The 19,299-nt window shown below is 67.8% G+C and carries 22 protein-coding genes; 9 read left to right on the top strand and 13 right to left on the bottom strand.

Features of this window, described 5'->3' with window-relative positions; all coding sequences use genetic code 11:
* The first annotated feature begins 48 nt into the window (after nucleotides 1-48).
* Both ACFULV_RS29425 and ACFULV_RS29430 read left to right on the top strand, forming a co-directional pair.
* Nucleotides 49-1,209, top strand: a complete 1,161-nt coding sequence (locus ACFULV_RS29425) for an acyl-CoA dehydrogenase (protein WP_067447997.1) — start codon at nucleotides 49-51, stop codon at nucleotides 1,207-1,209.
* Nucleotides 1,210-1,297: 88 nt separating this feature from the next.
* Nucleotides 1,298-1,789, top strand: a complete 492-nt coding sequence (locus tag ACFULV_RS29430; RefSeq protein WP_378662298.1) for an SgcJ/EcaC family oxidoreductase — start codon at nucleotides 1,298-1,300, stop codon at nucleotides 1,787-1,789.
* A 3-nt stretch (nucleotides 1,790-1,792) separates the two neighbouring features.
* On the opposite strand, the gene ACFULV_RS29435 is transcribed toward ACFULV_RS29430, so the two are convergent.
* Both ACFULV_RS29435 and ACFULV_RS29440 read right to left on the bottom strand, forming a co-directional pair.
* Nucleotides 1,793-2,077: a GNAT family N-acetyltransferase gene (locus ACFULV_RS29435; RefSeq protein ID WP_378662301.1), complete on the bottom strand. Its 285-nt coding sequence runs from the start codon at nucleotides 2,075-2,077 to the stop codon at nucleotides 1,793-1,795.
* Nucleotides 2,078-2,097: 20 nt separating this feature from the next.
* Nucleotides 2,098-3,471, bottom strand: coding sequence for an FAD-binding oxidoreductase (locus ACFULV_RS29440; RefSeq protein ID WP_378662303.1), 1,374 nt, complete (start codon nucleotides 3,469-3,471; stop codon nucleotides 2,098-2,100).
* 339 nt (nucleotides 3,472-3,810) lie between these two features.
* Here ACFULV_RS29440 and ACFULV_RS29445 point away from each other — a divergent pair, with 339 nt between their 5' ends.
* Both ACFULV_RS29445 and ACFULV_RS29450 read left to right on the top strand, forming a co-directional pair.
* Nucleotides 3,811-4,122 carry a hypothetical protein gene (locus ACFULV_RS29445; protein ID WP_378662306.1) on the top strand — a complete coding sequence of 104 codons (312 nt, stop codon included), beginning with the start codon at nucleotides 3,811-3,813 and terminating at the stop codon, nucleotides 4,120-4,122.
* A gap of 65 nt (nucleotides 4,123-4,187) precedes the next feature.
* Nucleotides 4,188-4,688, top strand: a complete 501-nt coding sequence (locus ACFULV_RS29450; RefSeq protein ID WP_378635617.1) for a GtrA family protein — start codon at nucleotides 4,188-4,190, stop codon at nucleotides 4,686-4,688.
* Nucleotides 4,689-4,712: 24 nt separating this feature from the next.
* Here ACFULV_RS29450 and ACFULV_RS29455 read toward each other — a convergent pair whose 3' ends face one another.
* Genes ACFULV_RS29455 through ACFULV_RS29465 form a run of 3 tightly spaced genes read right to left on the bottom strand, consistent with a single transcriptional unit; the run spans nucleotide 4,713 to nucleotide 6,642 of the window.
* Nucleotides 4,713-5,354: a Type 1 glutamine amidotransferase-like domain-containing protein gene (locus ACFULV_RS29455; RefSeq protein WP_378635620.1), complete on the bottom strand. Its 642-nt coding sequence runs from the start codon at nucleotides 5,352-5,354 to the stop codon at nucleotides 4,713-4,715.
* Nucleotides 5,354-6,193, bottom strand: coding sequence for a maleylpyruvate isomerase N-terminal domain-containing protein (locus ACFULV_RS29460; RefSeq protein WP_378662309.1), 840 nt, complete (start codon nucleotides 6,191-6,193; stop codon nucleotides 5,354-5,356). The genes ACFULV_RS29455 and ACFULV_RS29460 overlap by 1 nt, the downstream gene beginning before the upstream one ends.
* Nucleotides 6,190-6,642 (bottom strand): HIT family protein, encoded by a 453-nt coding sequence (locus ACFULV_RS29465; RefSeq protein WP_378635626.1) that lies wholly within the window; start codon nucleotides 6,640-6,642, stop codon nucleotides 6,190-6,192. Before ACFULV_RS29465 ends, ACFULV_RS29460 begins: the two co-directional genes overlap by 4 nt.
* 405 nt (nucleotides 6,643-7,047) lie before the next feature.
* Here ACFULV_RS29465 and ACFULV_RS29470 point away from each other — a divergent pair, with 405 nt between their 5' ends.
* The 4 genes from ACFULV_RS29470 (at nucleotide 7,048) to ACFULV_RS29485 (ending at nucleotide 11,197) form a co-directional block, all read left to right on the top strand.
* On the top strand, nucleotides 7,048-8,190 hold the full coding sequence (locus tag ACFULV_RS29470) for a Re/Si-specific NAD(P)(+) transhydrogenase subunit alpha (RefSeq protein WP_378662312.1): 1,143 nt from the start codon (nucleotides 7,048-7,050) through the stop codon (nucleotides 8,188-8,190).
* Complete coding sequence (locus tag ACFULV_RS29475) at nucleotides 8,190-8,492, top strand: NAD(P) transhydrogenase subunit alpha (RefSeq protein WP_056818017.1); 303 nt, start codon at nucleotides 8,190-8,192, stop codon at nucleotides 8,490-8,492. Before ACFULV_RS29470 ends, ACFULV_RS29475 begins: the two co-directional genes overlap by 1 nt.
* Before the next feature lie 17 nt (nucleotides 8,493-8,509).
* Nucleotides 8,510-9,928 (top strand): NAD(P)(+) transhydrogenase (Re/Si-specific) subunit beta, encoded by a 1,419-nt coding sequence (locus ACFULV_RS29480; protein ID WP_378662372.1) that lies wholly within the window; start codon nucleotides 8,510-8,512, stop codon nucleotides 9,926-9,928.
* 165 nt (nucleotides 9,929-10,093) lie between these two features.
* Nucleotides 10,094-11,197, top strand: coding sequence for a mechanosensitive ion channel family protein (locus ACFULV_RS29485; protein WP_378662315.1), 1,104 nt, complete (start codon nucleotides 10,094-10,096; stop codon nucleotides 11,195-11,197).
* A gap of 24 nt (nucleotides 11,198-11,221) precedes the next feature.
* Here ACFULV_RS29485 and ACFULV_RS29490 read toward each other — a convergent pair whose 3' ends face one another.
* The 4 genes from ACFULV_RS29490 to ACFULV_RS29505 all read right to left on the bottom strand — a co-directional run bounded on the left by ACFULV_RS29490 (nucleotide 11,222) and on the right by ACFULV_RS29505 (nucleotide 14,131).
* Nucleotides 11,222-11,395, bottom strand: coding sequence for a hypothetical protein (locus ACFULV_RS29490; RefSeq protein WP_378662318.1), 174 nt, complete (start codon nucleotides 11,393-11,395; stop codon nucleotides 11,222-11,224).
* A 105-nt stretch (nucleotides 11,396-11,500) separates the two neighbouring features.
* On the bottom strand, nucleotides 11,501-12,169 hold the full coding sequence (locus ACFULV_RS29495) for an isochorismatase family protein (protein ID WP_378662320.1): 669 nt from the start codon (nucleotides 12,167-12,169) through the stop codon (nucleotides 11,501-11,503).
* A 33-nt stretch (nucleotides 12,170-12,202) separates the two neighbouring features.
* Nucleotides 12,203-13,336 (bottom strand): isochorismate synthase MenF, encoded by a 1,134-nt coding sequence (locus tag ACFULV_RS29500; protein ID WP_378662323.1) that lies wholly within the window; start codon nucleotides 13,334-13,336, stop codon nucleotides 12,203-12,205.
* 9 nt (nucleotides 13,337-13,345) lie between these two features.
* Nucleotides 13,346-14,131 (bottom strand): SDR family oxidoreductase, encoded by a 786-nt coding sequence (locus ACFULV_RS29505; RefSeq protein ID WP_378662325.1) that lies wholly within the window; start codon nucleotides 14,129-14,131, stop codon nucleotides 13,346-13,348.
* Nucleotides 14,132-14,218: 87 nt separating this feature from the next.
* Between ACFULV_RS29505 and ACFULV_RS29510 the strand changes: the two genes are divergently transcribed.
* Nucleotides 14,219-15,868 (top strand): (2,3-dihydroxybenzoyl)adenylate synthase, encoded by a 1,650-nt coding sequence (locus ACFULV_RS29510; protein WP_378662328.1) that lies wholly within the window; start codon nucleotides 14,219-14,221, stop codon nucleotides 15,866-15,868.
* Nucleotides 15,869-15,983: 115 nt separating this feature from the next.
* On the opposite strand, the gene ACFULV_RS29515 is transcribed toward ACFULV_RS29510, so the two are convergent.
* Genes ACFULV_RS29515 through ACFULV_RS29530 form a run of 4 tightly spaced genes read right to left on the bottom strand, consistent with a single transcriptional unit; the run spans nucleotide 15,984 to nucleotide 19,263 of the window.
* The gene (locus ACFULV_RS29515) at nucleotides 15,984-16,199 is read right to left on the bottom strand and encodes a phosphopantetheine-binding protein (RefSeq protein WP_358061797.1); all 216 of its coding nucleotides are present in this window, start codon (nucleotides 16,197-16,199) and stop codon (nucleotides 15,984-15,986) included.
* 3 nt (nucleotides 16,200-16,202) lie between these two features.
* Entirely contained in the window at nucleotides 16,203-17,042 is an 840-nt protein-coding gene (locus ACFULV_RS29520) for a siderophore-interacting protein (RefSeq protein WP_378662330.1), read from the bottom strand.
* The gene (gene entS / locus ACFULV_RS29525; RefSeq protein ID WP_378662333.1) at nucleotides 17,039-18,268 is read right to left on the bottom strand and encodes an enterobactin transporter EntS; all 1,230 of its coding nucleotides are present in this window, start codon (nucleotides 18,266-18,268) and stop codon (nucleotides 17,039-17,041) included. The genes ACFULV_RS29520 and entS overlap by 4 nt, the downstream gene beginning before the upstream one ends.
* Nucleotides 18,265-19,263 (bottom strand): ABC transporter substrate-binding protein, encoded by a 999-nt coding sequence (locus ACFULV_RS29530; protein WP_378662335.1) that lies wholly within the window; start codon nucleotides 19,261-19,263, stop codon nucleotides 18,265-18,267. Before ACFULV_RS29530 ends, entS begins: the two co-directional genes overlap by 4 nt.
* Nucleotides 19,264-19,299: the final 36 nt, after the last annotated feature.

A 19,299-nucleotide genomic window follows, 5' to 3' on the forward strand; every position in this document is an offset into this window, starting at 1 on the left:
CGCTGTGAGACCGCAGCGATCACGACCACGACCAGGAGTGTGCCCCCGATGGCTGGTAACCCCGATTTCGATCTGTTCAAGCTCGAGGACTTCCACGACGAGCTGCGCGGCGCCATCCGCGGCCTCGCCGAGAAGGAAATCGCTCCTTACGCCAAGGACGTCGACGGCAACGCTCGCTTCCCGGAGGAGGCGCTCACCGCGCTGAACGCCGCGGGCTTCAACGCCGTGCACGTGCCGGAGGCCTACGGCGGCCAGGGCGCCGACTCGGTCGCCACTTGTATCGTGATCGAGGAAGTCGCCCGCGTCTGCGGCTCGTCCTCGCTGATCCCCGCCGTGAACAAGCTCGGCACCATGGGCCTGATCCTCAACGGCTCCGAAGAGCTCAAGACCAAGGTCCTGGCCGATATCGTCAACGGCGAGATGGCCTCCTACGCGCTGTCCGAGCGTGAGGCCGGTTCCGACGCCGCCGCGATGCGCACTCGCGCCAAGGCCGACGGCGACGACTGGATCCTCAACGGCTCCAAGTGCTGGATCACCAACGGCGGCAAGTCCTCCTGGTACACCGTGATGGCCGTGACCGACGCCGACAAGGGCGCCAACGGCATCTCCTCGTTCCTGGTCCACAAGGACGACGAGGGCTTCGTGGTCGGCCCGCTCGAGCACAAGCTGGGCATCAAGGGTTCGCCCACCGCCGAGCTGTACTTCGAGAACTGCCGTATCCCCGGCGACCGCATCGTCGGCGAGCCCGGCACCGGTTTCAAGACCGCGCTGCAGACCCTCGACCACACCCGCCCGACCATCGGCGCGCAGGCCGTCGGCCTGGCCCAGGGCGCGCTGGACGCCGCAATCGCCTACACCAAGGATCGCAAGCAGTTCGGCAAGACCATCGCCAGCTTCCAGAACACCGAGTTCATGCTGGCCGACATGGCCATGAAGATCGAGGCCGCCCGCCTGATGGTCTACACCTCGGCCGCCCGCGCCGAGCGTGGCGAGAAGAACCTCGGCTTCATCTCCGCCGCCGCCAAGTGCTTCGCCTCGGACGTGGCCATGGAGGTCACCACCAACGCCGTCCAGCTCTTCGGTGGCGCCGGCTACACCACCGACTTCCCGGTCGAGCGCATGATGCGCGACGCGAAGATCACCCAGATCTACGAGGGCACCAACCAGATCCAGCGCCTGGTGATGGCTCGTAACCTGCTCAAGGGCTGATTCCCGCACCGACCGGGTGTTCCACATCGCCTGCTCCTCCTCGTCCAGGCCGTTACGAGGGGCAGGCCGGAACACCCGGTCGATTGCTGTGCGGGGCACGCGGATTCGGGTCGGCAAAATACGACATACGTATGTTGGAACGATGACTGTTGACGCACCTGGCGCGCGCCCGAGGGCTGCCGTAGTCGCACAGGATCAGGACATCGCTCTAGCCGCGATCACCGGCGTGTTCGGAAGTCTCGAAGCCGCCCTCGCGGCAAAAGATGCCGACGCCTTCGACAGTGTCTTCACCGCCGACGTGGTTTTCATCAACCCGGCGGGCACTGTCTTTTCGAGCTGGGATGAACTGCACGCCTACCACCGGACCGCGATGCGCAACAGCCCGGACGCCGAAGCGAACTACACGATTCTCGCCGCGCGCTTCCTTTCCGGTGGACACGCGATCGTCAACGTGGAGCAGACACTACGCACCCCGAATTTCTCGGTAACCAACCGCGGCACATGGGTTTTCACCGAATACAACGACACCTGGTGGGTCAGTTCGGTACACAACACGAATGTGGCGGGCAGCGTCGAATAGCTGTTACGGGACGAGTTCGGCGTATTCGGGGTGTTCGGCGATGTATTTTTCGACGTACCAGCAGGTGGGGATGATCTGGTAGCCGTGTTCGCGGGAGTCGTCGAGCCCGTATTTCACTACTTCGGCAGCTACTCCTCGGCCCCGGAATTCGGGGAAGGTCATGGTGTGATGGAAGTCGCGGACCTTGGGGTCTTCGCGTTCGGCGTAGTCGGCGTATCCCGCGAGGACATCGTCGTGGTAGATCTCGTAGCGGGTGTCGGCGACGTTGTGCTCGAGCCTGGTGGTCATGCCTGGAGATGCTAACCCGGTCAGAGGACCGCGCCGGGGTTGAGGATGCCTTCGGGGTCGAGTGCGTCCTTGATGCGGCGGGTCAGCGCCATCACGTCGGGGCCGACCTGGTCGGGCAGCCAGGCCTTTTTCAAGCGGCCGACACCGTGTTCGCCGGTGATGGTGCCGCCGAGGGCGATGGCCAGGTCCATGATCTCGCCGAAGGCGCGGTGGGCGCGTGCGGTGTTGTCGGGGTCGGTGGGGTCGTGCACGATCAGCGGGTGGGTGTTGCCGTCGCCCGCGTGCGCGATGAGCGAGACGAGCACATCGTTGCGTTCGCCGATGGCGGTGACGCCGGCGATCAGGTCGCCGAGCCGGGGCAACGGCACGCCGACGTCTTCGAGCAGCAGCGGCCCGATCTTCTCCACGGCGGGAATCGCGAATCGTCGGGCGGCGGTGAAGGCCTCACCTTCGGTGGCATCGGCGGTGTGGAAAACCTCGGTCGCACCGGCCTTCTCGCACAGCCCCACCATCATCTGCGCTTCGTGCCCGGCGAATTCGCCGGGGGCGTCGGAGCGGGCGACCAGCAGCGCGGCGGCGGTGCGGTCCAACCCCATCCGCATCTCGTCCTCGACGGCGTTGATCGCGACGGTGTCCATGAATTCGAGCATGGCGGGGCGCAGGGTCGAGGTGATCGCCAGGATCGCGTCGGTCGCCGCGGTGAGCGAGCCGAAACTCGCCACGACGGTCGACTGCGGAGGCTGCGCCGGCAGCAGGCGCAGGGTGAGTTCGGTGATCACGCCGAGCGTGCCCTCGCTCCCGACGAACAGTTTCGTCAGCGACAACCCGGCCGAGTCCTTGAGTCGCGGGCCGCCGAGCCGCACCACGGTCCCGTCGGCCAGCACCACTTCCATGCCGAGCACATAGTCGGTGGTCACGCCGTACTTCACGCAGCACAGCCCGCCGGCGTTGGTCGCCGCGTTGCCGCCGATCGAGCAGATCTCGAACGAGGACGGGTCCGGCGGATACCACAGCCCCTCCGCGGCGACGGCCCGCTTCACCTCGGCGTTGAGCAGCCCGGGCTGGGCCACCGCGATCCGGGTCACCGCGTCGACGTGGATCTCCCGCATCAGCTCGGTGCTGAGCACGATCCCGCCGTCCACCGCGGTGGCCCCACCGGACAGGCCTGTCCCGGCCCCCCGCGGCACCACCGGGACCTTGTTCGCGTGCGCCCACCGCAGCGTGGCGGCGACATCGGCGGTGCCGCGCGCCCGCACCACCGCGAGCGGCGTGCCCGCGTCGGGATCGCGCGCCCAGTCCTGTCGGTAGCCCGCCAGCAGATCGGGGTCGATGACGACCGCCCCGTCCGACAACGCCGAAATCAACGAATCGAGGTCACCGCTGCGCTCGTCCACCTGTTCACGCTAACCCGCGCACCCCGTCCGTCGCGGGCAGTTCGTCCTGGCCGATCGCGGACCGGGCGCGCACGTGACCCACGCCAGGGCAGAAGAATGCCTGGTGATCGACCGGATGTGATGTGGGCCCGAACAAGGAAATCCACGCATAGGTGTGATCTGGCGCGCCCCGTTGGTATATACGCCGTCCAATCCGTCACAATGCCCTGACAGGGTGTGTTCGACGGTGAATCGCCTCGCCGCCCAGCGTGTTTCGAGTTCTGCTCCACGGGTGCGCTCCGCGCGCATCGATCATGCGACGTTGTTGCGCCGCACCGCTTTTCGTAGGGAGGACTGGCGATGATGAGGGAACCGCAGGACCGCGGCGAGCTGGTGGGTGCTCTGCTGGCCGCGGAGTTCGCCGACGCGGGCATCGACATCGAGGTGATGCGTTGTGTGCACACCGGCGCACATCACGAATGGCTGTCCGCGCTGGAATCGACCGGGATGTTCGATGCTCGTGCGCTGGCCGAGATCGCCGCACGCTGGGCGGCCGACCCCGCGTTGCTGCGGGACGCTCTGCTCGCCGAGGCCGATGAGCTCACCCGCCGCCGCTGCCTCGCCGCGTGGGCCTCGTTCGATACTCGCCCGATCGCGGCGGTCAGCCGCTAGCTGCTCGGCCCACCCGTTTGCCGGTTGCTCACCCTGGCTTCATCTGCCGCTGGCAGGCTGGCCGCGTGGAGCATCAGGCGAGCGTCACCGAATCGGTGGCCGATCGATTCACCCGTTGGTGTGAGGCGGTCGTCGCCCGGTTGCCGTGGGGGCTCGACCGGTATGTGCCCGCGACGTTCCTGGGCTTCGCGCTGATCAACAGCTTCACCTTCGGTGTCGACCTGCTGTTGCTCACACTGCTGCACGGCGGTTTCGGTGTGCCCGTCTGGCTGTCGATCACCCTCGCCTACATCGTGGCGTTCGGGCTGAGCTTCCTGCTCAACCGCACGTTCAACTTCCACTCCCATGCGCCGATGGGCAAGCAGGCGGCGGTGTACGTGGTCGTGGTCCTGGTGAACTACCTGGCGTTCATCCTCGGCGTCGGCTCTGGTCTCACCGCGCTCGGCCTGGAATATCACCTGGCCAGGTTGCTCGCGGGCGGTTGCGAGGCCGTGTACATGTACTGCGCGATGCGCTGGCTCGTCTTCCGCCGCCGGTCAGCGGTGGCGGCGACGACCGCCGCGTGATCGCGCGTCGGTGTGCCCGCGGCGTCAACCCCGGAGCACCTCGGTGCGATCGCCGTCGACCAGGACGACGTCGTTGTCGGTGAGCGCCCAGTGCGGAATGTCCTCGGCGACGCAGTGGGCCAGCATCGCGGCAGAGTCGCCATCCGGGTCGGTGGGGGAGTCGAGGTGGACGATCAGGCGACGATCGACCAAACCCAGTCCGTCCCACTGTGGTTCGATGCCGGTGGTGGGTAGCACCTCGGCGGGGTCGTCCATGGTTTCCAGCCCGTGCAGATCGGGTCCGAGCAGGCACGCGCCCGCGCTGTAGCCCGCGTAGACCAGCGCGTCCTCGCGCAACAACGCGGGCAGCACGGAATCGGCTCCACTGCGGGCGAATTGGGCGCGGAGAACGAATGTGTTGCCGCCGCGCACCCAGACCATCGGGAACCCGCGCAGATGCCGTTCCAGCCGCTCCGGCTGCCCGGCGTACTCGCGCAGATCCAGCACGTCCGGCGAATAGCCTTGTTGCTCCAGCGGTTTCACATCGCTCGTCACCGCCGACGACCAGGCATCAGGCCACGCGTCACACGCGTTCGGAATCACCGCGACGCGTCCCGGCGCACCGACGAGCCCGACGAGCCGATCGGCGAAACCGCCGAACCTGTACGACGCCAGGAAAAGCCGCATCAGATGGTGAACGCCAGATTCCGTACGAGCCGCTCACCGAGCGCGGTATCGCCCTCGACGACGACTTCGCCGGGGTGCCGGTCGGCGGTGGTGCGCCCACCGCGCAGTCGCGCGAAAAGCCCGGAGTTCACGCGGATCACGGTGGTCGGCTCGTCGGAAACCTCGTCGAGAACCGATCCGCGCCCACCGGCGACGGACAGGTGCACCTGCCTGGTCACCGGACCGGTCAGGTCCAGCCTGATCAGCGAACCATCCGGCGCCTTGGCGCCTTTCACCACCGCGCGGCCGAGACCGATGGTCAGTTCGGCGAACGCGGCCTCGGCCCGCGCGCCACCCTCGGCCACGCTGCGCCCGATCCCGTCGGCGAGGTCGAGTTCGTGCATCCAGCAATCGAACAGCCGCACCCGCATGAACCGCCCGTAGGGGACCTGCCCCACCGGCGAGACGGTCGGCGCCTGCCAGGCGTCGTCGTCCATGGCGGCCAGTGCCGCCCGGCGACGCTCGGTGGTCTCGTCGAACAGCGCGAGCAGCCGCTTGCCGGAGAGCGGGCGCAACCGGTCGACCCAGATCTCGTTGAGCACGGCCACTTCGTTGCGGACATGCGGCAGGGTTCGCACGTCGGTCTTGGGACGCAGGGGATCGTGCGGCGGCGGTGACTCGCCGAGTAACCACGACTCGGTGCCGATCACGTGCGCGACCACGTCGAACAGGGTCCAGCCGGGCAGCGGAGACGTTCGGCGCCAAGCCTTTTCGTCGAGGTCGGTGACCAGCAGCGCGATGGCTTCCCACTGCTCGGCGAGCAGGTCGGTGAGTTGTTCGCGCCCCGGCGTCTCGATCATCCCTGTGCTCCTTCTGCTTCGCTCTGGTCGAGCGCGGTGAGGCCGGCGCGGATCGCCGCTGCGGTCGAATTCGGTTCGTGCGGGCGACGCAGCAGGAAACCCTTGGCGAAGGTGAGTTTGTCACCGTGCTTGCGGGGGACCACGTGCAGGTGGACGTGGCCGACGGTCTGGAACGCGGCGGTGCCGTCGTTGAGGATGAGGTTGGCGCCGTCGCTCGCCAGCCCGCTCAGGCGCAGGGCACGGGCCAGACGGTGGCCGGTGCGGAAGATCCGGGCGCCGAGGTCGGGGTCGAGATCGTCGAGTTCGGTCGCGTGGACCTTGGGAACGATCAGGGTATGGCCACGGGTGATGGGACGGATGTCGAGGAACGCGCAGACCGCGTCGTCGGAGTAGACCATGGTTGCCGGTGCGGCACCCGCCACGATCAGACAGAAGGCGCAGTCGTTCACGGCCTCGACCCTACGGTGTGATCTGGGTCGCGCAACAGCCCGAACGGGTCACTACCATGACGCGCATCACGTCTCGTCGGATGCGCGGGCGTCCGGCCCGGAGTCGGACGTCGAGGTAAGTAACCGACGTGGATGTGCGCTCTTGCGTGTCCCACCTGCGGCGACGAATCTCGGTGCGGGCACCGACCGGTGTCTGCCGGGCCGGGAGCTGGTTGTCACTGCTGACGAGGGCCGCGGTGTCCGTTTTGTGGTCGTCAGTCCAGTTCTCCGTTGTGACGGGCATCTCCGCTAGGCTCACCGCGAGCCGAGTACAGTTGCCAGGATTTCAGTCGAACTTACTCACAGGTAACTTCGGCGCCCCGTTGTTCCCAGGCTCGAAGCCAGCACGAAAAGGAAGTCTGACTAGTGGAGACAACGCAAAACGTGGGCGAGGGTTCGCCGCGCGGAGCGCGTGTCGGAGTCGTTCGCGAGTCCGGCCCGGGTGAGCGGCGAGTCGCATTGGTGCCCAAGATCATCCCCGCCCTGTCCAAGCAGGGTGTCGAGGTGATCGTGGAAGCCGGTGCCGGCCTCGGCGCTCTCATTCCCGACGCTGCCTATGTAGAGGCAGGCGCGACCATCGGTGACCCATGGTCGGCCGAGGTCGTCGTCAAGGTCGCCCCGCCCAGTGATGCCGAGGTGGGCAAGCTGTCCTCCGGGCAGACCCTGATCGGTTTCCTGGCGCCGCGCAATGCCGAGAATCAGATCGGCGCGCTGAAGTCCGCCGGTGTGCAGGCTTTCGCCGTCGAGGCGATTCCGCGTATCTCGCGCGCCCAGGTGATGGATGCCCTGTCCTCGCAGGCGAACGTGGCCGGGTACAAGGCCGTGCTGCTCGCCGCGTCGGAGTCGACCCGGTTCTTCCCGATGCTGACCACCGCCGCGGGCACCGTGAAGCCGGCCACCGTGCTGGTGCTCGGTGTCGGTGTCGCCGGTCTGCAGGCGCTGGCCACGGCCAAGCGGCTCGGCGGCCGGACCACCGGTTACGACGTGCGTCCCGAGGTCGCCGATCAGGTGCGCTCGGTCGGTGCGCAGTGGCTGGATCTGGGGATCGACGCCGCCGGTGAGGGCGGGTACGCCCGCGAACTCACCGACGAGGAGAAGGCCCAGCAGCAGAAGGCGCTCGAAGACGCCATCAAGGGCTTCGATGTCGTGATCACCACCGCGCTGGTGCCGGGTCGCCCCGCACCGCGCCTGGTCACCGCGGCCGCTGTCGAGGGCATGAAGCCCGGCAGCGTGATCGTCGACCTGGCCGGCGAGACCGGTGGCAACTGCGAGCTCACCGAGCCCGGCGAGGTCGTGGTCAAGCACGAGGTGACCATCGCCTCGCCGCTGAACCTGCCCGCCACGATGCCCGAGCACGCTTCCGAGCTGTACTCGAAGAACATCTCGGCGCTGCTGGAACTGATGCTGGTCGACGGCAAGCTCGCCCCCGACTTCGAAGATCAGGTCCTGGCGGATTCCTGCGTCACCCGTGAGCGCAGCGAAAAGATCGAATCGAGCGTGGAAGCCTGATGTACACCGAACTTCTCGCCAACATCGCGATCCTCGTGCTTTCCGGCTTCGTCGGTTTCGCGGTGATCTCCAAGGTCCCCAACACCCTGCACACCCCGCTGATGTCGGGCACCAACGCCATTCACGGCATCGTCGTGCTCGGTGCGCTGGTGACCCTGGGCAATGTGAAAGACCCCTCGCTGCTCGTACAGGTGATCCTGTTCGTCGCGGTGGTGTTCGGAACACTGAACGTCATCGGTGGCTTCGTGGTCACCGACCGCATGCTCGGCATGTTCAAGGGTAAGAAGAAGGCGGCCGAGTGATGCACGCAGTCGACAACATGACCTACCTGGTCAACGGCCTCTACATCGTGGCCTTCTCCATGTTCATCTACGGTCTGATGGGCCTGACCGGCCCGAAGACGGCCGTGCGCGGCAACCAGATCGCCGCTGTCGGTATGGGTATCGCGGTGGTCGCCACCTTGATCTCGGTGCGGCACGCGGCCCTGCTCAACTGGATTCTCATCGCCGCCGGTCTGATCGTCGGTGTGGCACTGGGTGTTCCGCCCGCCATCCGCACCAAGATGACCGAGATGCCGCAGCTGGTCGCGGCGTTCAACGGCGTCGGTGGTGGCACCGTCGCGTTGATCGCGTGGGCCGAATTCGTCGACAGCGCGGGCTTCTCGCAGCTGCACGAAGAGCCGACCATCCACATCATCATCGGTTCGCTGTTCGCCGCGGTGATCGGCTCGGTCTCCTTCTGGGGCTCGATCATCGCCTTCGCGAAGCTGCAGGAACTCCTGTCCGGCAAGCCGATCAGCGTCGGCCGCTTGCAGCAGCCGCTGAACCTGATCCTGCTCGTCGGCGCGATCGTGTGCGCCGTCGTGATCGGCCTCGGTGCCGACAACGGTGGCGTTTCGCAGCTGTGGATGATCGGCCTGCTCGTGCTCGCCGGTGTGCTCGGCCTGATGGTCGTGCTGCCCATCGGTGGCGCGGACATGCCGGTCGTCATCTCGCTGCTCAACGCCCTGACCGGTCTGTCGGCCGCGGCCGCGGGTCTGGCGCTGAACAACACCGCGATGATCGTCGCGGGCATGATCGTCGGCGCCTCGGGCACCATCCTCACCAACCTGATGGCCAAGGCCATGAACCGCTCCATCCCCGCGATCGTGGCCGGTGGCTTCGGTGGCGGCGGCGCTGTGGCGGGTGCGGGTGACGGTGAGGCCAAGACGGCGAAGGCCACCTCCGCCGCCGACGCCGCGATCCAGATGGCCTACGCCAACCAGGTGATCGTGGTCCCGGGCTACGGCATGGCCGTGGCGCAGGCCCAGCACGCGGTCAAGGAGATGGCGCTGCTGCTCGAGGGCAAGGGCGTCGAGGTCAAGTACGCGATCCACCCGGTCGCCGGTCGCATGCCCGGTCACATGAACGTGCTGCTGGCCGAGGCCGAGGTGTCCTACGACGCGATGAAGGAAATGGACGACATCAACGGTGAGTTCAACCGTACCGATGTGGTCCTGGTCATCGGCGCCAACGACGTCACCAACCCGGCGGCCCGCGACGACAAGTCCAGCCCGATCTACGGCATGCCGGTGCTCAATGTCGACCAGGCCAAGAGCGTCATCGTGCTCAAGCGCTCGATGAACTCCGGCTTCGCCGGTATCGACAACCCGCTGTTCTACGCCGACCACACCTCGATGCTGTTCGGTGATGCGAAGAAGTCCGTCGGTGCGGTCACCGAGGAACTGAAGGCGCTGTAAGACAGCCGAATACAACCGCAAGAGGCTCCGCTGTTCGCGTTGAACAGCGGAGCCTCTTGTCGTTGTGCCGACCCTACGACTCGCAATCAGACGGTCATGTCTGTGGCCGGCGGGTGTGGGTATGCCGCAGCTGAGGCAAGCCGGCAACGAGAGGAGTTCGATCTCGTGGAGGAGATATTACGGCCGATCATCGTGCTGTTCGCTACGGTGGCGATCACGGTGTCGGTGGGTTTGCTGGTAGAGCGGGTGCTGCGCTACGCGGCGCGCCGCAGTCCCAGCGTCCATCTGCCGTCGCTGCGGCGACTGCAACTGCCGCTTCAGGTTCTGCTCGGGACGGTCACCCTGCACGCGGTCTACCCGCTTGCCGAGCTCGACCTGCGCCAGGACGTGGTGATCCGGAGCTTCCTGGCGACGGCGGCCATCATCGCCGCGGTGTGGTTGGTCATCCGGGCCACCGATGTGGTCGCCGAAAGCCTGCTGGGCCGCTATGCCCAACGCGCCAGCGAGGTTTCGCGCGTGCGCCAGTTGCGCACCCAGCTCGGGCTGGTGCGTCGCATCGTCACCTCGGTGCTGGTGGTCACCACCGCCGCGGTGGCCATCCTGCTGCTGTTCCCGAGTCTGCGGACCCTCGGCACGTCGATGTTGGCCTCGGCGGGCGTGATCGGCATCATCGTCGGTGTTGCCGCCCAGTCGACATTGAGCAATCTCATGGCCGGGTTGCAGATCGCCTTCGGCGACTCGGTCAAGATCGGCGATACCGTTGTCGTGGAAGGGGAGTGGGGAACTGTCGAGGAGATCACCCTGGCCTTCCTGACCGTGCGGATCTGGGACGACCGCAGGCTCACCATGCCGGTGTCCTACTTCAACAGCCAGCCCTACGAGAACTGGTCGCGGGGCGGCTCGCAGGTCACCGGCACAGTACTGCTGCACCTCGACCACAGCACCCCGGTGCCCGCGCTGCGCGAGCACCTGCACACCTACCTGCGCGAGTGCCGGGAATGGGACGGCCGCAACTGGAATCTGCTGGTGACCGACAGCACGCCGACCGACATCGTCGTCCGTGCGACGATGTCGGCCGCCGATGCCGACGACGCGTGGACCCTGCGCTGCGCGGTCCGCGAGGAGCTGCTCACCTGGATCGGGCGCCACCACGCCCACGCGTTTCCCAAGATCCCGACTTCGATCACCCACTCTGCCGAGCAGGCGGGTGATCGCGTCGACGACCAGACGGTGCGGGCCACCGAGCCCTGGGCTTCGTCGGCGCGCTAGGTCAGCGGGCCGCCGACGGCTGTCTCACTCGAAGCGCTCGGCCAACAGGTCGAGGGTCGCCATGGCGACCCGGTAGTCCGGCCGTTTGCTGTCCGCGGGCAGCTCGTAGACCTGACCCTTCTGGAAGGCCGGGAGTATCGCGAGCGCCGGATCTGCCTTCAGCTGGGCGATATCGCGGTCGTTGTCGACCGAGATCACGAACAGCACCGGAGCGTCGACGTCTCTTGGGCAGGTTCAGGGGTGACTCGGCGGGCAAAAGGCCCTGCCGTTGATCGGAACGGCAGGGCCTTTGGTCGGTACCGATCAGGCGGATCGGCGTTCAGTGGATTCCACCTTCGTGGCGTCGAGCTGACGGATCAGATCGTCGGTGCTGGTGACGGCACCGCAGCGGCGGGCGACGTAGTTCAGCGCCATGATGTGTTCGTCGCGGCTGAAGTCGGCGGTGGCATCGTGGACGAGGAAGGGGCGCACGTCGCCCATGAACGCTTCCGCGGCACTGAGCATGCAGCCCATGTGGGTGTAGACGCCGGTGATGAGGAGTTGATCGCGACCGTAGTAGCCGAGTAGCTCACGCAGATCGGTGCGTTGGAAGGCGGAGTAGCGCCACTTGGTGACCTGGATGTCCTGCGGGTCGGGGGCGATGGCGTTGATCACCTCGGTATCGGCGCCCTCGGACATGCCGGTGCCCCAGAAGTCGGCGAGTATTCCGCGCCGTGACGGATGCTGGTCGCCGGGCTGCATCGTGTAGATGACCGGGATGTCGAACCGGTGGCAGTGATCGCGCAGAGTGGCGATGTTGGCGATGAGGGTGCGCGCGGGATCGCGGTAGAGGTCGTAGGCGTCGAGGAAGTACTGCTGCATGTCGTGGATCAGCAGTGCGCTGCGGCCGGCCTCGGCGGTCCAGTCGACCTGGTCGGCGGTGAACTCGTCCGCGGTCGGCATGGGATAGGGCGCGATCGGGGGAATGGGCATGGGGAGTCTCCGTTGAGCGTTGGGTCGGCGGGGTCAGCCGACGGTGACGGGCAGGTCGGCGATACCGAGCGGCCCGAGGATGCGCTGGAATTTGCCGGTGGTCTCGGCCAATTCGGCGGCGGGGTCGGAGGCGGCGACGATCCCGCCGCCCGCGTGCGCGAGCAGGGTGGTGCCGTCGGCGGACAGCTCGGCGCAGCGAATGCTCACCATCCACTCACCGTTGCCGTCGGCGTCGCACCAGCCGACCGCACCGGCGTAGAAGCCGCGTTCGCCCTCGAGTTCGGCGATCACGCGGGCGGCCGCCGCGGTGGGTGTGCCGCAGATCGCGGGGGTCGGGTGCAGTGCTACTGCCAACTCCAGTGCCGATGGCCCGGCGAGCGGGACTGTCGCGGTGATCGGCGTGCCCAGATGCCACATCGCCGGTGTGGCCGTGAGTTCTGGTGCGGGAGTCTGTACTTCGGCGCACCGGTCACGCAGGACGGCGGAAACCTGGTCGGTCACGAAGCGGTGTTCGGCATGGTCTTTGGTGGAGGCGAGCAGTGCGTCGGCGGCGGCGCGGTCGGCGCCGCTGTCGTCGAGGATTCGCCGGGCCGAGCCTGCCAGCGGGTGGCTCAGGACCTGACTTCCGGTGCGGCGTACCAGGATCTCGGGGCTGGAGCCGACCAGGTGGCGGCCGGGATAGCGCCCGCCCGCGGCGGAGAGGTCGACCAGGAATCCGTTGGACATCGGGTCCGAGGCGACCATCAGGTCCAGGATATCCAGTGCTCGAACAGTTTTCGGCGCCCGAGCGCGAACAGCGCGGGCCAGCACAACCTTTCGCAACGGATGCGCGGGATCGGCGAGCAGTTCGACAGCGGTAGCGACGCGCTGGCGGTGCTCCTCCGGCGCGGGCAGCGCGGCATCGAGGTCGAAGCGGGGGAGCGCCCGGGAACCGGGCTGGTGCGGCGCCTCGGTGATCGTCACCGAGTCCGGCGCCCACAGCGCCGTCGGAGCACCGGGGGTGAACGGTAGCGCGCCGACGATGTGGCTGATCCGGCCGCTGCGCAGTGCGGTGATCGCGTCGTGTGCCGAGCGGAAGACGGTCCCGCCCGCGGTGGCGGACACGGTCCGCTGCGGGCGGGACAGCAGGAAAGCGGGGTCTGAGCTGTCGATACTGATGGTGATCATTCCTCTCGGTCACATGTCGAGCGTTGCGCCACCGTCGACCCGCAGGTCGTGCATCGTGATGTGGCGGGCGTCCTCGGACGCCAGGAAGTGGACTGAGCCCGCGATATCGGCGGGAGTGGCGATGCGGCGCAACGGAATTCCGAGGCGGTAGACACTCGGATCGCCGTCGAGCAGCGCATTCTCGGCCGCGTCGTCGACGGGGCCGCCGAACATCTCGCGCAGCATCGGGGTATCGGTGGAACCGGGCGAGACCAGGTTCACCCGCACGCCGAACGGCGCGACTTGCAGAGCCAGCGAGCGGGTGAAGGCGGTGGCGGCGGCCTTGGCGGCGCCGTAGGCGGCCATCGCGACGCGTGGCGTGGCGGCCGCGTTCGAGGAGACGACCACGATCGCGCCGCGACCGGCGCGGACCATTTCGGCGGCCGCGCGCTGGGTGACCAGCATCGTGCCGGTGGCGTTGACGGTCAGGCAGCGTGCCCAGTCCTGGGGGTCGAGTTCGAGTGCGGAGCCGCCGACCATGAGCCCGGCCGCGTGCACGACGACATCGGGGGTTCCGAATTCCGTGGTGAGCCGGTCGAAGGCGGCCTGTACTTGGGCGCCGTCGCTGACATCCAGTTCGATGCCATGAGCCGATCGTGCCGTCAGTTCGGCGGCGACCTTGTGGACGGCGGGGTCGCGGTCCCACAGTGAGAGAACTCCTGCTTCGCCGGCGAAACGGGCGGCGATCGCGGCGCCGATTCCCCCGGCGGCGCCGGTGACGACAACGATTCGCCCTCTGGACTCACCACTATGCATGAGGTTAGCCTAACCTGATTTCGTCGTCGGTTGGTTAGCTTCCCTTACAGCTTCCGGCGAGGAACTTCGACGATCCGCTGGAAAGAGGTGCTCGACTTGACCGATCCCGTGCTCCCCGGATTCACTCCGTGGCCCGCTGAGCTGGCACAACGATATCGAGAGCAGAACTGTTGGACCGGTGAGACATTCGGCGATGTGCTCACCGCGCGCGCGGTCGCGGTGCCGGACCGGATCGCGGTCATGGACGACGCGAACAGCTGGACCTACGCCGAACTCGAGCATCGTTCCCGCTCGCTCGCCACCGGTTTGGCCCGCCTGGGCATCGCGCCCGGTGACCGGGTGCTGGTGCAGCTCCCCAATCGCGCGGAGTTCGTCGAGGTGATCTTCGCGCTGTTCGAGCTCGGCGCGCTGCCGGTGTTCTGTCTGCCCGCCCATCGCAAGGCCGAGCTGGTGCCGATCGCCGATGCCGCCGCGGCGAAGGCCATGATCACCTGCGGCACTCACCAGCGTTTCGACTACGCGGCGCTGGCCGCCGAGGTGCGCGGCGAGGTCGAGAGCCTGCGTCACCTGGTGCTGGTCGATTGTGAGTCGCTGCCCGAGGACGCGCACGACATCGACGAATTCCGCGACACTCCCACCGAGTTGGCGGGCCCGTCGCCGAGCGATGTGGCGTTCCTGCAACTGTCCGGCGGGAGTACGGGTATCCCGAAGCTCATCGCGCGTACCCACGACGACTACCTCTACAGCGTGCGCCGTAGCGCCGAGATCTGTGAACTCGACAGCGCCACGGTCTATCTCGCGACACTGCCGGTCGCGCACAACTTCCCGATGAGTTCGCCGGGCATCCTCGGTGCGCTGTGGGCGGGTGGCGCGGTCGCGATGACGCCCGATCCGACTCCGGCGACGGCCTTTCCGCTGATCGAGCGATTCGGCGTCACCATCACAGGTCTGGTCCCCCCGCTGGCGCGGCTGTGGACCGAGCGCGCCGAGGCAGGCGAGACCGCGGATCTGTCCAGTCTGCGGGTACTCCAGGTGGGCGGGGCGCGGTGCCAGGACGAGCTCGCCCGGCGGATCGGTCCCGCGCTCGGTGTGACCTTGCAACAGGTGTTCGGCATGGCCGAGGGGCTGGTCTGCTACACGCGGCTCGACGACCCGATCGACGTGGTGGTCAGCACGCAGGGCCGGCCGATGTCGGAGTACGACCAGCTCGCCGTCGTCGACGACAACGGCGCCGAGGTGGCGCCGGGGTCCACCGGCAACCTGATCACGCAGGGCCCGTACACCATTCGCGGGTACTACGACAACCCCGACGCCGATGTCCGCAGCTTCACCGCCGACGGCTGGTACCGCACCGGCGACATCGTGTCCGTGCGCCCCGACGGCAATCTCGTGGTCGCGGGCCGCGCGGGCGACTGGGTGAACCGGGGCGGCGAGAAGGTATCGGCCGAAGAGCTCGAGGCGCACCTGCTCGAACACCCCGCGGTCCGCGACGCTGTCATCGTGGGAACGCCGGATCCTGTGCTGGGTCAGCGCATTTGCGCCTTCGTTCAGCCGATCGACCCGGCGCAGCGGCCCACGCTGATCTCGGTGCGCAAGTTCGTCCGCTCGCGCGGCGTGGCGGCGTGGAAGATGCCCGACACGGTCGTGGTCGTCGACGAATTCCCGGAAACCGGCGTCGGCAAGACCAGCCGCAAGGATCTGCGGCAGGCACTCGCCGACGGTGCGCACGGACCCTGACGGCCCCTGGCCTCGCGCGGGTGGAGCGTTCTCGCTGACGAGGCGCACGACATCCGGCCGGGCCCGCGGTGGCGCAGACGTACTGCCACCGCGGGCCCGGATCCGAACAGCGCGATCAGGCCAGCAGTTCGATCCACGACCCGAGCACGGGATCACCTGCGAGCGTGGGGAAGTCGATGTCTGCATGTCCGGCCGACCGCCATTTCTCCACGAGCGACATGATGCGAACCGAGTCCAGGCCCGCGTCGAGCAGGTCGGTGTCGGTGGCCAGTTCCGAGCGGTCGACGCCGAGCGCCGTTGCCACATCTGTGATGACTTGTTCGTCGGTCATCGCTCATTCCTCTCGATCGAAGTCGGCGACGCCGCGCTTCCAGTACCCGGCGATCAGTGAGTCCTTCGGCCCGATCCCGAGTTCGCCGCGCACGACCTTGCGGATGCCGCGCAGGCAGCCGGCCTCGCCGGCAACCCAGGCGTAAACCCGCTGTCCAGCAGCTACTTCCACACCACGTACGGCCTTCTCCAGTGCGTCACCGGTGCCCGGCTCGAGGTCGCCGCGGTGCAGCCAGCGCACCTCGATACCCGCGGGCGCATCGATCTCGATCTCTTCCTCTGGCCCGGTCACCTCGATGAACGCCCAGCCCTGCGCGCTGCGCCGCAGTCGTTCCAGCCAGCGCGCGATGGCGGGCAGCGCGGTGATGTCACCGACGAAGAGGAACTTGTCGTAGGACTCCGGGACGACGACGCCACCGGGAGGGCCCGCGATGTGGATCTTGGTGCCCGGGGTCGCCGCGCTCGCCCACTCCGAGGCCAAGCCGCCGGGGTGGATCGCGAAATCGATATCGAGTTCGTTGTCGGCGACGCTGTGGCGGCGCACGGTGTACTCGCGTGACACCGGGCGCGGGTTGCCCCATTCGAGCGACTGACCGTCGCGCGCGGGCAGTCGCAGTACCCCGTCCTCGCACGGAAAGACCAGGCGCACATGCTCGTCCGGCACATAGCTGTGGAAGGACGCGATATCGGGCCCGCCGAAGGTGATCCTGAGCAGCCCGGCCCCGACCGCGACCGTGCGGATCACCTCCACTTCCTGCAATCCGATCGGGTACGGGACCTTCGCGCCGTGCCCGCCGGCGAGCACTTCGGCGATGCGCGCGGCATAGCCACTGCGATCTGTCACTGCTGTTCCTTTCCGTGCAGCGGCCCGGCGGCAAGCGCCACCACGCCGGTGAGAACCAGGACCGCGACGCCGTAGAACACGAGCGCGGAACCCGGTGCGAAGAATTGGCCGACGAGTCCGGCGGCCATCGAACCGATCGCGGTGCCGGTCACCGACTGCACCATGAGAAGTCCGGCCATCCGGCCGCGCAGTTCCTCGGGCGCCTGCTGTTGCAGCAGGGTGTAGCGCAGCACGATGTTCACCGCCCTGGCCAGGCCGAAGCCGGCCAGTCCGAGGAACACCAGCGCCGCGTGCGACCACAGGCCGGCGGCGATCACACCCAGCGGCATGAGGGCCAGCGAGATCAGCAGGGCGAGCCCGTTGTAGCGGGTGCGGCTCATCCAGCCGCTGGTGAGCGAGCCGATGACCGCACCGGCGCCCGGCGCGGCGTAGAGCAGGCCGAGGGTGCCGGGGCCCGCGCCGAGTTCGACTTCGGCGAAGGCGGGCAGCAGCACCAGCGGGCCGCTGACCAGCATGGCGAGCAAGCCGGTGAGCAGGATGATGCGAATGGTTTTGTGCTGCACCGCGAATCGAATGCCGATCGCCAGCTCGCGCACCGGGTTCTGCAGGTCGCGGGCCGGTGGCGGCGCGGGCCCGATCGCGGTGATCAACCCGACCGTGGCGACGGTGGCGCCCGCGCACAGGAAGAACGCGGCCGACACCCCCGCCTGCGCGACGAGCACACCGGCGATCGCGGGCGTGATCATGGTGCCGAGGTCGGTGGTGAGCGCGGTCAAAGCGCCTGCCGCCGCGATCTTCTCGCGACCGACCAACATCGGGACCAGAGCCATCAACGCGGAGCCGCTGACGCCGCCCGCGAGTCCGTCGATGACGGCGGCCAGATAGATCACCGACAGCATCGGATCCGGCAGCACCGCGTTGATACCGAGGATCAGGAACCCGAAACCCGCGGCGCTGCGCGACCATTGGATCACGTTGCGCCGGTCGTAACGGTCGGCGATCACACCGCCCGCGAGGCTGCCGGCGAACAACGCGGCAGCGGTGGTTGTCGCGATGCCGGCGACCTGCAGGGTCGACCCGGTCAGTTGATAGACCTGCAACGGCAGGGCCACCATGAGCAGCCCGAGCCCCAGCACCGACACCAGCCGCGCCGCGAACGCGCACCGGAACGGACGCGAGGTCCGCAGCGGGCTGATGTCGATGAGCAGGCCGCCGACCGCTGTCACTTGAAGCGTTCCACGAGCAGATCGAGCGTGGTCATGACCGTGCGGTAGTCAGGACGTGAGCTGGTCGCGGGCAGCTCGAAGACGGTGTTCGCCTTGAACGAGGGCAGCGACGCGTACATCGGGTCGGCCCGCAGCTCGGCCAGGCTCCGGCCGCCGTTGAGCGGGATCATGAACAGCACGGGCGCGTCGACGGCGGTGTTCAGCAGCTCCGGGCTGAAGCTGATGAAATCGGCGCTGCCTTCGCGAGCGGGGTTGCCCGCCTTGGCTTCGAGCTGCTGGTCCAGGGTGAACCCGACCTCCGAGAGCAGCGTGGGCAGTGCGGCGGTGGGCACGAACGCGGTCGGCTTCTGGCTCTTGAGCGACTGCATGATGACGGTGTTGCCCGCGGGCGCCTTGATGGCGGCCTTGGCCTTGGCCAGCTTGTCCTTGTAGTTGGTGATCAGCTGGTCGACCTTGGACGGCTTGCCGACCACGTCGGCGATCACTCGCAGCTGGTCCTGCCAGTAGGTGGTCTCGGTCGGCACCAGCACGGTCGGGGCGATCGCGCTGAGCTGGTCGTAGGCGTTCACCGACTGCTGCGCCGGGTAGCCCTGGCCGCCGCCGATGATCAGGTCGGGGCGCTGGGCGGCGATGAACTCCAGGTTGATGTTCTCACCGGTGGGCAGGGCCTTGGTGCCCTGTTTCGCCGCGTCCTCGGCCCAGCCCGTCGGGAACTCACCCGGCTTGCTCGCGACGCCGAGCAGACGCGGGTCGGCGGCGACGACCGGCGCCTCGAGGTCGTAGAGGTAGCCCGCCAGGGTGCCGTTGAGCACGACGATGCGTTGCGGATCGGCGGGGACGGAGACCGGGCCCTTCGGGGTCTGGACCTCGCGGGGGCCGCTGGGTGCGGCGGTGTCGTCCGAAGAGGTGCCGCAGCCGGTGAGCGCTGCGATCAGCGCGAGAACCAGCAGGGCGAGGGTGGCGCGGAGCCTGCCCGATGATCGTGTGGTGAACATGGAAGGAGTTGTCCTCATCTTTCTTTTCGAACGGTG

Source organism: Nocardia sp. NPDC057272, assembly GCF_042668615.1.
GTDB lineage: Bacteria > Actinomycetota > Actinomycetes > Mycobacteriales > Mycobacteriaceae > Nocardia.